Below are 12,384 nucleotides of genomic sequence, written 5' to 3'. Positions count from 1 at the left end.
CTCCACCCCCTCTACCTCCCCTGCCGCACCACGTCGAAGTGGTCGATCCGCCTGCCGTTCTCCGCCAGCGCCGTGACCCGCAGCCGGGGCCGCGAGCCCGGTTCGCACTCGACCGCGAGGAAGGAGTGGCCCGTGTAGCGGACGCGGGACCACTCCACTCGTTCGGGGGACTTCACCCGGCCCTTCTTCCAGTGGTAGCTGGCAACGCTTTCGAGGTCGTGGACGTGGCCCTCGTAGCTGTCCGGGACCGGGAAGTCGTAGAGGTCCGCGCCCGCGCCGCCGGCGGTGACGTAGACGATGCCGTCGCGGGACGGGTCGACCGTCGCGCCGATCGGGACGCGGCGGCGGAGCCGGCCCGCGCGGAGGGCGTCCGTGCGTTCGTAGATGTGGTTGTGGCCGTTGACGACGAGGTCCACGCGGTGCTTGTCGAACAGGGGGAGCCAGGCGTCGCGGACGCCGCCGTCCGAGGCGTGCGCCTTCGTCGTCGAGAAGGCGCAGTGGTGGAAGAAGACGACGACGAAGTCCACGTCCCGGTGGGCCCGCAGCTCCCGCAGCCGGCGGTCGAGCCAGGCGGTCTGCCTGCCGCCGCTGTAGCCCGTGTTGGCGGCGATCTCGTACGAGACGTCGTTGGCGTCGAGGGCGACGACGGCGACGTTGCCGTGGACGAAGGAGTAGGCCCCCGGCGACCTGCCCGGGTCGAAGCCGTTGGCGGGCAGCGCCCAGCGGGCGCTCTGGCCGCCGTAGCCGTTGGGGGAGTACCAGGCCTCCATGTCGTGGTTGCCGGTGGTCACCATCCACGGCACGCCGCGCGCCACCGACTCGGTCTGGGCGAGGAACTGGTCCCACACCCGGGCGTCGTAGACGTCGCCGGGCCGGCCGGAGCCGCTGCTGTCGGCGTAGCAGATGTCGCCCGCGTGCAGGTGGAACGCCGGGTCCTGGCCGAGCAGCACCTGGTCGTTGCCGAGGGCGTGGTAGCCGACGCCCTGGTCGCCGAAGGCCGTGAACACGAACCGCTCCGGGCGCGCGGGCGCGGTGCGGAAGGACGCGACCGTGCCCAGGTGCCGGGCGTCCGCCGGGTCGAAACCGGTGTGTCCGACGCCGTAGTAGTACGTGGTGCCGGGCCGCAGCCCGTCCAGCGCGACGTGCAGGTAGTACTGGTCGACGGCGGGCAGCTTCTTCACCAGCGGCGGGGTGTGCAGGTGCCGCACCTCCGCCTCGACGCGGCGGCCGAGGTCCCACGGCTTCAGCCCGATCCGCAGGAACGGCTTGCGGACCGCGAAGGGCACCTGCCACGAGACGCGCATCTGGGTCTTCGGGTCGGCGCCGAAGGCGAGGTGCCGGCCGAAGGGGGCGACCAGGGAGCCGTCGACGCGGGCGGTGGCTCTCGCCGTCACCAGGGTGGGCGTGGCCAGGGCGGTGGGTGGCGCCCCCAGCAGGCCCGTCCCGGCGACCGCCCCGGCCGTCACCGCGCCCGCGCGCAGCAGACCGCGCCGGGTGAGCCTGCTCCGCAGGTACTCGTGCTGCTCCGGCATGGTCATGCGCTCGGCGAGCGGGCCGGGAATGCCTACGCGTGGAGTGTCCATGCCGGGAACGTGCCAGCAAAGGCCCGTCCCGTCACCCACTTCCGCCGAATTCCGCCGAACCGGCCCCGGCCCTCGCACCGCCGCGTCCATATGGTGGACGGCGAGTGTCATTCAGTGGGACGAGGCAGTACGGTCCCGTCATGTCTCGCAGCATTCGCCTCGCAGTGATCCCCGGTGACGGCATCGGCCCCGAAGTGGTGGCCCAGGGACTCCGCGTCCTCACCGCCGTCCTCCCCTCCGACGTGAAGCTGGAGACCCGGGAGTACGACCTCGGCGCCCGGCGCTGGCACGCCACCGGGGAGACCCTCCCCGACGCCGAACTGGAGTCCCTCAAGGAGCACGACGCGATCCTGCTCGGCGCGGTGGGCGACCCCTCCGTACCGTCCGGCGTGCTGGAGCGCGGCCTGCTGCTCAAGCTGCGCTTCGCCTTCGACCACCATGTGAACCTGCGCCCCTCCCGGCTCTACCCCGGCACCACCGGCCCGCTCGCCGGCCGCCCGGACATCGACTTCGTCGTCGTCCGCGAGGGCACCGAGGGCCCGTACACCGGCAACGGCGGCTCGCTGCGCACCGGTACCCCGGCCGAGGTCGCCACCGAGGTCAGCGTCAACACCGCGTACGGGGTGGAGCGCGTGGTCCGGGACGCGTACGCGCGGGCCCAGGCCCGGCCGCGGAAGAGGCTCACGCTCGTCCACAAGAACAACGTCCTGGTGTACGCGGGCCGGCTCTGGAAGTCCGTCTTCGACCGGGTCGGCCGGGAGTTCCCCGAGGTCACCACGGACTACCTGCACGTGGACGCGGCGACGATCTTCCTCGTCACGCAGCCCGAGCGGTTCGACGTGATCGTCACCGACAACCTCTTCGGCGACATCCTCACCGACCTCGCGGCGGCCGTCAGCGGCGGCATCGGGACCGCCGCGTCCGGCAACATCAACCCGGACGGCACCTTCCCGTCCATGTTCGAGCCGGTCCACGGCTCGGCCCCGGACATCGCGGGCACGGGAACGGCCGACCCCACGGCGACCGTCCTCTCCGTCGCCCTGCTGCTGCGGCACCTCGGGTACGAGGGCGAGGCGGCCCGGGTGGAGCGGGCCGTGGCCGCCGACCTGGCCGGACGGGCGGGGGCCGCCGCCCGCTCGACCGAGGAGACGGGGTCCGCGCTCGTGAATCTGGTATCCGAGGTACCGGGGGTGCCCGCCTGACCCGTCCGCCCCGCGCGCGGCCGGAGTCCCCACCCTTCCACCGGGCCGCGCGCCTCCTCGGCGTTCGCACAGGTATTTCGTTCATGCCCCCCTCCGAGCGATAATCGGACACGGGGCCGCGAAAAGAGGCGAAGAAGCTCGGACGTCCGCCAGAGCGGGGACGGCGTGAGCGCGGTCCGCAGCACCCGAAAGTTAAGGACACGCATCCATGACCACGCCCACGATCGAGCTCAAGCCCTCCTCGCAGCCGCTGTCCGACGCGGAGCGGGAGCGCATCCTCGCGGACCCCGGGTTCGGCCGCCACTTCACCGACCACATGGTCACCGTCAAGTGGGCGGACGGGGTCGGCTGGCACGACGCCCAGCTCGTGCCGTACGCGCCGCTGTCGATCGACCCGGCCAACATGACGCTCCACTACGGGCAGGCCATCTTCGAGGGCCTCAAGGCGTACCACCGCCCCGACGGCGGCGTCGCCACCTTCCGCCCGGACGAGAACGCCAAGCGCTTCCAGGCGTCCGCCCGCCGGCTGGCCATGCCCGAGCTGCCCGTCGAGACGTTCATCGAGGCGTGCGACGCCCTCGTGCGGCAGGACCGCGCCTGGGTGCCCACGTCCGGCGAAGCCTCCCTGTACCTGCGGCCGTTCATGTTCGCCACCGAGGCGGGGATGGGCGTGCGCCCGGCCAAGGAGTACCTCTTCGTCGTCATCGCCTCGCCGGCCGGCGCCTACTTCGCGGGCGGCGTCAAGCCCGTCTCCGTCTGGATCTCCGAGGAGTACGTGCGCGCCGCCCCCGGCGGCACCGGCGCCGCCAAGTGCGCGGGTAACTACGCCGCTTCCCTCGTCGCCCAGGCGCAGGCCGCCGAGAAGGGGTGCGACCAGGTGGTCTGGCTGGACGCGGTGGAGCGGCGCTGGATCGAGGAGATGGGCGGGATGAACCTGTACTTCGTGTACGGGAACCGCATCGTCACCCCCGAGCTGACCGGCTCGCTGCTGCCCGGCATCACGCGGGCCTCGCTGCTGCGGATCGCCGCCGACCTCGGCTACGAGGTCGCTGAGGGGCGGATCTCCGTGGAGGACTGGCGGAACGCGAACGCGGACGGGTCGCTGACGGAGGTGTTCGCCTGCGGCACGGCCGCCGTCATTACGCCGGTCGGGTCGGTGAAGTCCGCTCGTGGGGACTGGACGATCGGGGACGGGGGTCCCGGTGAGGTGACGATGCGGCTGCGGCAGGCGCTGCTGGACATCCAGACGGGGGCTGCGGACGACACGTACGGGTGGATGCACCGGCTGGGCTGAGCCGGTGGTGGGGTTGCCTCGGTCCCTCCCCCAGAGGGGGGACCCCCACCTTCACCGATTCCCGGGGGCAAGCCCCCGGACCCCCGAAACCGCGCTCCGCGCGGTTGTCCTCAAACGCCGGACGGGCTGATTTCAGCCCGTCCGGCGTTTGAGGACGACTGGCGGAGCCGCGACAAGGGGGTCCGGGGCGCAGCCCCGGGAAACGGAGAAAGGGCGGGACCGGGGCACGTCAACCCGCGACCACAACGCACGCATGTAAGCGCGATCGTTGCCACGGACCCCTTGTCCGAAACCACACCCTTCCGCCACCGTGCCCTGCATGGAACAGCACTGGAAGAAGATCTGGATCGGCTCGGCCGGCAACATGGTCGAGTGGTTCGACTGGTTCGTCTACGCCAGCTTCGCGACCTACTTCGCGGGCTCCTTCTTCCCCGAGGGCAATGACACCGCCAAACTCATGAACACCGCCGGCATCTTCGCCGTCGGCTTCTTCATGCGGCCGGTCGGCGGCTGGCTGCTCGGGCGGGTGGGGGACCGGCGGGGGCGGAAGGCGGCGTTGACGCTGACCGTGACGCTGATGTCCGCCTCGGCGGTGCTGATCGCCGCCGCGCCCACCTACGGGGTGGCGGGGTACGGCGGGGTCGCCGTCCTGCTGGTGGCGCGGCTGTTGCAGGGGCTGTCGGTGGGCGGCGAGTACGCGGCCAGTGCCACGTACCTCACCGAGGCGTCCGCGCCGGGCCGCCGGGGGTTCGCGTCCAGCTTCCAGTACGTGTCCATGACGGCCGGCCAACTCCTGGGCCTGGGGCTGCTGATCGTGCTCCAGCACACCCTGACCTCCGCGCAGTTGCACGACTGGGGCTGGCGGATCCCGTTCGTCGTCGGCGCCCTCGGCGCGGCCGTCATCTTCTACCTGCGGCGCAACATGCTGGAGACGGAGACGTACCAGGAGGCGGACGACACCCCGCAGGGCGAACGCGGCACGGTCCGCGCCCTGCTGCGGCACAAGCGCGAGGCGCTGCTGGTGATCGCGCTGACGATGGGCGGCACGGTCGCGTACTACACGTACACCACCTACCTCACCAAGTACCTCTCCAACACCGCGGGGCTGCCCAAGCAGACCGCCACCCTCGTCAGCTTCTGCGCGCTGCTGGTCTTCGCCTGTCTCCAGCCGCTCGCGGGCGCGCTCTCGGACCGGATCGGCCGCCGGCCGCTGCTGATCACGTTCGCGGTGGGCTCGACGTTCCTCACCGTGCCGATCATGACGCTGCTGAAGCACGCCGGCTCGTTCTGGCCCGCGCTCGGTCTCGCGCTGCTCGCCCTGATCGTGGTCACCGGCTACACCTCCATCAACGCCTGTGTGAAGGCGGAGCTCTTCCCGACCGGCGTCCGCTCCCTCGGCGTCGCGCTGCCGTACGCGATCGCCAATGCGGCGTTCGGCGGCACGGCGGAGTACGTGGCGCTGTGGTTCAAGAAGAGCGGGATCGAGTCGGGGTTCTCCTGGTACGTGGCGGGCTGCGCGGCCGTGTCGCTGGTGGTGTACCTGACGATGCGGGAGACCCGGGACATCGACCTCAAGCGGGTCGGCGGGCGGCCGGGCGAGGAACAGCCGGGCACGGAGGAGCCGGGCCGCGCCGCGGCTCCCCTCGCCTGAGCCCTACGGCGCGCCGGACGGGTCCGCCGCCAGCTGGGTGGTGGCCAGTTCGCGGTACAGGTCGTCGGAGCCGACGAGTTCCTCGTGGCCGCCGACCGCGCGGACCCGGCCCGCCTCCATGACCACGATGCGGTCGGCGCGTACGACGGTGGAGAGCCGGTGGGCGATCACCAGGACGGTGGTCTCGGCGGCCAGTTCCAGGACGACGTCGCGCAGCCGCTGCTCGTTGACCGCGTCGAGGTGCGAGGTCACCTCGTCCAGGAGGAGCAGGCGCGGCTTGCGCAGCAGCGCCCGTGCGATCGCCACCCGCTGGCGCTCGCCGCCGGAGAGCGCGGTGCCCCGGTGTCCGACCGGGGTGTCGAGGCCCTCGGGCAGCCGGGCGACGAGCTCGTCGAGGCCGGTGCGCGCCACCGCGCGCAGGAGTTCGTCGGGTGTGGCCCGGGGGGCGGCGAACAGCAGGTTGTCCCGCAGGGTTCCGGCCAGGACCGGCGCGTCCTGTTCCACGTAGCCGACGGAGGCGCGGAGTTCGGCCAGCGGCCAGTCGCGGATGTCGCGGCCGTCGACGGTGATGGTGCCCGACTGGTGGTCGTAGAACCGCTCCAGGAGGGCGAACACCGTCGACTTGCCCGCACCGGACGGGCCGACGAGTGCGGTCATGCCCCGGGCGGGCACCTCGAAGGTCACGCCGTCGTGGGCCGGCCCGCGGTCGTCCCCGTACCGGAAGACCACGTCGTCGAACCGGAGTCCGACCGGTCCCGTGGCCGTTGTCGCGCTCGCGGCGGGGGCGGTGCCGGCCGGCTCGCCGGGCAGCGCCTCGATCTCGTGGACGCGTCCGACCGCGACGAGTCCCTGCTGTACGGCGGCCCAGCTCTCGACGAGCTGGCCGAGCGGCGACACCAGGTAGAACAGGTACAGCAGGAAGGCGATCAGCGCCGACACCTCCAGCGCCCCGGACGCCACGCGCGCACCGCCGACCGCCAGCACGCTCAGGAAGGCGAGCTGGACGGCCATCAGGACCGACGCGCCGGTCAGCGCGGTCCAGCCGGCCACGGTCACCCCCCGGTCCCGGGCCCGTGCCGCCGCCTCGCCCACGACGCCGGTCTCCCGCTCCTCGGCGCCGCTGGCCTTGACCGTGCGGAACGCCTGGAGGGCGCGGTCCAGCGCCGACCCCATCTCGCCGACAGCCTCCTGGGCCCGGCGCTGCGCCCGCTGGATCCTGGGCATGAGCAGGGCGGAGACGCCGGCGACGGCGCCGATGACGAGGAGGGTGACGCCGAGGAGGACGCCGTCCAGGGCCGCCATGAAGGCGATCGCGCCGGCCAGCGTGCAGACGCCGGTGACCGATTCGACGACGCTGGTGGTGAGCGCCGTCCGGAGGAGGGTGGTGTCGCTGGTGACCCGGGTGAGCAGGTCGCCCGGGGTGAGCCGGTCGACGGCCGGTATCCCCAGGCGCAGCACGCGCCCCACGAGCCGCCGCCGGGCGCCGAGGACGATGTTCTCCCCGGTCCGGCCCAAGAGGTAGCCGGCGCCCGCCGTCGCGCCCGCGCCGAGGACCGCGACGGCGGTGAGGGCCGTCAGGGGTCCCGACGCCGACCGTTCCTCCCCGAGGGCGTCGACGACGTACTTGGCCATCAGGGGCATGGCCAGCCCGGCACCCGCGCCGAGCAGGGACAGCACGCCGCCGAGCGCCAACGTCCGCCAGTGCGGCCGCAGATGGCCGAACAGCAGCCGCAGCGGCTTCGGCTCACGCCCCTCGTCGGCCGGGCCCTCGCCGGTCTCCCGCACCGGAACCTCCTTCTCGTACGGTCACGGTCATCCTCGTACGGTCACGGTCATCAGCGGCCGGAAGTCCTCGGACCGGCCGCGCTCGCCGACCGGCTCACCGTCGGCCTCCACCCAGGCGTGGGCCGCGAACGGCGGTGAACTCCGGACGCCGGCGCACCAGTCGGGCCAGGTGCCCGACAGCCGGCAGACGAGGGCGATGGCGACGGAGCGCGGCAGGCAGCCGTACCAGCCGGCGCAGCGGCGGCTGGTGCCGACCACGGCCTGGTACACCTCCAGGACCTCGGCGTGGTGCGCGGGGCGGGCGCCCCGGCTGATCAGCGTCAGCAGCTTCCGGAGCCGTCCGGGGCGCAGCCTGGCCAGCAGGAAGGCGAGCGCGATCACCGCCCGCAGGGTGATCCCGCCCCGCCCGGCGCCCCGGGCGGGCATGGTCATCTCCGTGGTCATGGCCGGACGATCTTCGCCTCGACGAGCCGGCGGACGAGCTCCCGGACATCGGCCTCGGCCTCGGCGGCGTCGACGTCGAACTCGGCCGCCAGCCGCTCGGCGACGGCGCCCGGGGCGAGCCCCTCGGCGAGCGCGCTCACGATGACGGCGCCGCTGTCGTTGAGCTGCCAGTAGGTGCCGTCGCGTTCGTCGAGGAGGACGGCTCCGTAGTCGGTCGAGGTGAGGGCGACGCCGTTTCTGAGTCTCATGTGCCTTCCTTTTCCTGGGTGGTCGTCCGGTTCGCCTGGTCCGCCCCGGGACGTTCCCGGTGTTCGATCGCGCGCAGCCAGGTCTCGCAGGCGACCACCGTCCAGAGGGAGTTCTCCTGGAGGAGGGGAGTGTCCGGCTCGTCGGCGAGCCGGACCAGCAGGTCCGCGTCGACGAGCCCCCGCCGGGCGAGCCGCGAGTCCGTCCAGAGCCGGCGCAGGTCCGGGGCATGCCGCCGGAGGCCGAGCGCCTGGTCCTGCGACATCTCGTCCTTGGTCGTCCGGTCGAGCAGCACGTCGGGCACCAGGCCGCGCAGGGACTCGACCAGCAGCGGTTTGTACCGCGCGGGGTCCATGCGGTCCTCGAGCCGGACGGACAGCACCGCCTCGATCACCCGGTCGTCGAAGAACGGCGCGGCCACCGGGACGCCCATGGCGACGCCCAGGTCCTCCAGGGCCTGGAAGGCGCGGGCGCCGGCCCTGATCACGTCGAGTTCCGTATGGCGCCCCGGCCCGGGGGCCAGGGGCCGGGCCCGCCGCGCCGCCGACAGGTATCCGGCGCGGATCAGCCGCCGCCCGCGAGCGGTGATCCACGGGTGGACGGACTGTGTGGGCCCCCAGCCCAGCAGTGGGGTGCGCGCCCCCAGGAGGGGCTCGCGGGTCACGGAGTGGGTCAGCCAGGAGCCGTACCGCGGACGGGCGAGCAGCTGCCGCAGGGTCGGCAGCAAGGGCCATCCGTGCAGGTGGCGGGTGGCGTTGAGCCGGGACCACGCCAGCAGCGGCCGGTGCGCGAAGAGGTCGCGGTAGGCGGCGGGAACGCCGATGAAGAGCTCGTCGCCGCCGTGGCCGGTGAGGTGCATCCGCGACCCCGCGCGGACCGCGGGCTCCAGCATCGCCCGCGCGCGCTCGCGGGCCGGAGCGAGGTAGCAGGGCTCGTCCAGCGGTTCGGCGGGGGTGCCGAGGCCCGCGAAGAACAGCGGGTACGCGTCGGAGGGGACGACGTGGTGGGCGAGCCCCGGGAACTCCTCCGCCGCGCGCCGCGCCCAGCGCTCGTCCTCGGCGAAGGCGTCCCGTCCGGCGACCGTCACCGCCAGCATGTCGCCGACGCCGGCCTCCCGGGCGAGAAAGGCGACGGAGGTGGAGTCCAGACCGCCGGAAAGATCGCTGCTGACGCGGTCACGGCCGTCCGTGTATTCCTTTATGGAATTCATGAGCGCGGCCGCGACAGCGGCCTTTCCGTGCGCCATGGAAAGGTGTGGACGGGGAGAATTCCACCACCGGCTTATTCGGTATCCAGGACCGTCGCGGAAAGTGAGGGAGAACTCCGGTTCCACTTCTTCCACGCCGTGCCAGAGCGTACGGTGGCGCAGTGGGTGCGGGACGAAATCCAGCAGCCGCAGCGCGAGCGCACCCTCGTCGATCTCCGCGCCGGACAGGCCGGCCAGGACGGTGGCGCGATCGGAGGCGATACGGAGGCCGCCGTACCGGCAGTGGTACACGCGGCGCAGTCCGGAGGCGGTGCCCCGGACCCGTATCCCGCCGCGGAACGACGAGATCACGTGGTGCGCGCCGGGCAGCCGGCGCAGCAGCCGGTCCAGGTCGGCGCTGTTCCGCGCGCGGTCCAGGAGGTCGGCGAGCACCCGGTCGGGGACGCGGCCGGGGCCGATCAGGACCAGGGCGGCGTCTCCGCGGGACAGATGGCTGACGTGGCGCCAGGAACTCCGGGCGACGACCCACGGCCGTCCGGAGGGGTGGGGGACCGTCGTCAGTCCGGCCGGCCCCCCGCTCCCCCCGGAAAGGTGCCCGACCACAGACCGACCTTCCGCATGGTCCGGTAGCACCGTGAAAAAGTCACCCATGTGGTCGGGCATCTTCATTTCAGGATCACGACCCGCCGATACGCCAGGTGAGGGTTTCCGACTTCTTGCTCATGAACCAGCCGGCGGTCTTCTTGGTGAAGTCGCCCTGCTTGAACAGGGTCGGCTTCATGTAGTTCTTCTTCATGTGGCCTCCTTCCTGTTGGGGACGGTAACAGGGATCTCCCGGCTTGATCAACAGCCTTTTCCCGTCGACGGCACCCGCTGTTTTATTCCCGCGGCCGGATATTGGAATGATGAATTCCGAACCGATCGCACCAGGTCGGGACGGCGCGACGTCGCGTGCCGGGCGCGGCGCGCATAGAGGGTGAAACCGGAGGGATCGGGAGGGCGGCCGGTCGCCGCGCCCGGAGGTCCACCGCTGCCCGGATGGCGAGACGGGGCCGCTCCCGCGGCGGCGGTTGTGCAAGACTGCGTCACGTGTTCTCGCTCGCCATGATTACGGGCAGCAGGCGCGCCGGTCCGCAGTGACCGTTCCGTACGCACCTGGTACGGCACGGCCACCCTCGTCCCCGACCCGCGCGCAGACCTCTCGCACCCGCGAGGGGTTTTTTCGTTTCCGGCCCACCTTCAGCCGGGAGCGGAGCACGCGGGACCATGGAGGGACGGTGGAGCCGGTCATTCCGGTAGACCGAGATCCCGACAGGAGCCTCAGCAGCATGACGGACACCCTCACGGACGCCCCCGAGGCGGCGCCGTCCGACGCGTTCCACGTCTTCGACACCACGCTCCGCGACGGCGCGCAGCGCGAGGGCATCAACCTCACGGTGGCGGACAAGCTCACCATCGCCCGGCACCTGGACGACTACGGCGTGGGCTTCATCGAGGGCGGCTGGCCGGGCGCCAACCCGCGGGACACCGACTTCTTCCGGCGCGCCCGGGAGGAGATCACCTTCCGCCACGCCCGGCTCGTCGCGTTCGGCGCCACCCGCAAGCCGGGCGTCCGGGTGGCGGACGACCCGCAGGTGGCCGCGCTGCTCGCGTCCGGCGCCCCGGTCGTCACGCTGGTCGCCAAGGCACACGACCGGCACGTCGAACTCGCCCTGCGCACCACGCTGGAGGAGAACCTGGCGATGGTCCGGGAGACCGTCGCCCACCTGCGGGCGCACGGCCGGCGGGTGTTCGTCGACTGCGAGCACTTCTTCGACGGCCACCGGGCGAACGCCGCGTACGCCACCGCGGTGGTCCGCGCCGCGCACGAGGCGGGCGCCGACGTGGTCGTGCTCTGCGACACCAACGGCGGCATGCTCCCCGCGCAGGTGGCGGAGACCGTCTCGGCGGTCCTCGCGGCGACCGGCGCGCGGCTCGGGATCCACGCGCAGGACGACACCGGGTGCGCGGTGGCCAACACCCTCGCCGCCGTGGACGCGGGCGCCACGCACGTGCAGTGCACGGCCAACGGCTACGGCGAACGCGTCGGCAACGCGAACCTCTTCCCCGTCGTCGCGGCCCTGGAGCTCAAGTACGACCGGCGGGTGCTGCCGCCCGGCAAGCTGGCCGAGACCACCCGCGTCTCGCACGCCATCGCCGAGGTCGTCAACCTGACGCCGTCCACGCATCAGCCGTACGTGGGGGTTTCGGCCTTCGCGCACAAGGCCGGGCTGCACGCCTCCGCGATCAAGGTGGACCCGGACCTGTACCAGCACATCGACCCCGAGCGGGTCGGCAACACCATGCGGATGCTGGTCTCCGACATGGCCGGCCGGGCGTCGATCGAGCTCAAGGGCAAGGAACTCGGCATCGACCTGGGCGGCGACCGCGAACTCGTCGGCCGGGTCGTCGAGCGCGTCAAGGAGCGGGAGGCGCAGGGCTACACGTACGAGGCAGCGGACGCCTCCTTCGAACTGCTGCTCCGCCAGGAGGTGACTGGCCGGGCGCTCCGCTACTACCGCGTCGAGTCCTGGCGCGCCATCGCCGAGGACCGCCCCGACGGCACCCACGCCAACGAGGCGACGGTGAAGATCTGGGCCAAGGGCGAGCGGATCGTCGCCACCGCGGAGGGCAACGGACCGGTCAACGCCCTGGACCGGGCGCTGCGTTCGGCCCTCGAACCCTTCTACCCGCAGCTCGGCGGGCTGGAGCTGACCGATTACAAGGTCCGCATCCTGGAGGGCAGCCTGGGCACCGGCTCGATCACCCGCGTCCTGGTCTCCACCAGCGACCAGGACGGGGAGTGGTCCACGGTCGGCGTCGCCGAGAACGTCATCGCCGCGTCCTGGCAGGCGCTCGACGACGCCTACGCGTACGGGCTGTGGCGCGCGGGCGTCGAACCGCGGGAGTGAGTCCGGCGCTTCCGGCCGGGG

At 72.5% G+C, this 12,384-nt stretch carries 10 protein-coding genes; 4 read left to right on the top strand and 6 right to left on the bottom strand.

Annotated elements, in window-relative coordinates:
- Positions 1-11 precede the first annotated feature (11 nt).
- The gene (locus K7I03_RS09225) at positions 12-1,583 is read right to left on the bottom strand and encodes a purple acid phosphatase family protein (RefSeq protein ID WP_185941234.1); all 1,572 of its coding nucleotides are present in this window, start codon (positions 1,581-1,583) and stop codon (positions 12-14) included.
- Positions 1,584-1,723: 140 nt separating this feature from the next.
- On the opposite strand from K7I03_RS09225, the gene K7I03_RS09220 reads away from it, so the two are divergent.
- The 3 genes from K7I03_RS09220 (at position 1,724) to K7I03_RS09210 (ending at position 5,730) form a co-directional block, all read left to right on the top strand.
- Positions 1,724-2,785 (top strand): 3-isopropylmalate dehydrogenase, encoded by a 1,062-nt coding sequence (locus K7I03_RS09220; protein WP_185941235.1) that lies wholly within the window; start codon positions 1,724-1,726, stop codon positions 2,783-2,785.
- A gap of 208 nt (positions 2,786-2,993) precedes the next feature.
- Positions 2,994-4,079, top strand: a complete 1,086-nt coding sequence (locus tag K7I03_RS09215; RefSeq protein ID WP_185941236.1) for a branched-chain amino acid aminotransferase — start codon at positions 2,994-2,996, stop codon at positions 4,077-4,079.
- Positions 4,080-4,398: 319 nt separating this feature from the next.
- Positions 4,399-5,730 carry an MFS transporter gene (locus K7I03_RS09210; RefSeq protein WP_185941237.1) on the top strand — a complete coding sequence of 444 codons (1,332 nt, stop codon included), beginning with the start codon at positions 4,399-4,401 and terminating at the stop codon, positions 5,728-5,730.
- A 3-nt stretch (positions 5,731-5,733) separates the two neighbouring features.
- Here the strand turns inward: K7I03_RS09210 and K7I03_RS09205 are convergent, their stop codons facing one another.
- The 5 genes from K7I03_RS09205 to K7I03_RS09185 all read right to left on the bottom strand — a co-directional run bounded on the left by K7I03_RS09205 (position 5,734) and on the right by K7I03_RS09185 (position 10,208).
- Positions 5,734-7,515: an ABC transporter ATP-binding protein gene (locus K7I03_RS09205; RefSeq protein ID WP_185941238.1), complete on the bottom strand. Its 1,782-nt coding sequence runs from the start codon at positions 7,513-7,515 to the stop codon at positions 5,734-5,736.
- Positions 7,516-7,542: 27 nt separating this feature from the next.
- Entirely contained in the window at positions 7,543-7,959 is a 417-nt protein-coding gene (locus K7I03_RS09200; protein WP_185941239.1) for a lasso peptide biosynthesis B2 protein, read from the bottom strand.
- Positions 7,956-8,207 carry a lasso peptide biosynthesis PqqD family chaperone gene (locus K7I03_RS09195; RefSeq protein WP_185941240.1) on the bottom strand — a complete coding sequence of 84 codons (252 nt, stop codon included), beginning with the start codon at positions 8,205-8,207 and terminating at the stop codon, positions 7,956-7,958. The genes K7I03_RS09200 and K7I03_RS09195 overlap by 4 nt, the downstream gene beginning before the upstream one ends.
- A complete protein-coding gene (locus K7I03_RS09190) occupies positions 8,204-10,015 on the bottom strand; it encodes an asparagine synthase-related protein (protein ID WP_224346965.1) in 1,812 nt (603 codons plus the stop codon). The genes K7I03_RS09195 and K7I03_RS09190 overlap by 4 nt, the downstream gene beginning before the upstream one ends.
- A 73-nt stretch (positions 10,016-10,088) precedes the next feature.
- Positions 10,089-10,208, bottom strand: a complete 120-nt coding sequence (locus K7I03_RS09185) for a keywimysin-related RiPP (RefSeq protein ID WP_185941242.1) — start codon at positions 10,206-10,208, stop codon at positions 10,089-10,091.
- Positions 10,209-10,740: 532 nt separating this feature from the next.
- Between K7I03_RS09185 and cimA the strand changes: the two genes are divergently transcribed.
- Positions 10,741-12,363, top strand: a complete 1,623-nt coding sequence (gene cimA / locus K7I03_RS09180) for a citramalate synthase (RefSeq protein ID WP_185941243.1) — start codon at positions 10,741-10,743, stop codon at positions 12,361-12,363.
- The last annotated feature ends 21 nt before the right edge of the window (positions 12,364-12,384 follow it).

This window comes from Streptomyces mobaraensis (genome assembly GCF_020099395.1).
GTDB lineage: Bacteria > Actinomycetota > Actinomycetes > Streptomycetales > Streptomycetaceae > Streptomyces.
The sequence above is the reverse complement of the archived record's forward strand: the minus strand, read 5'-3'. Positions and strand labels throughout refer to the sequence as shown.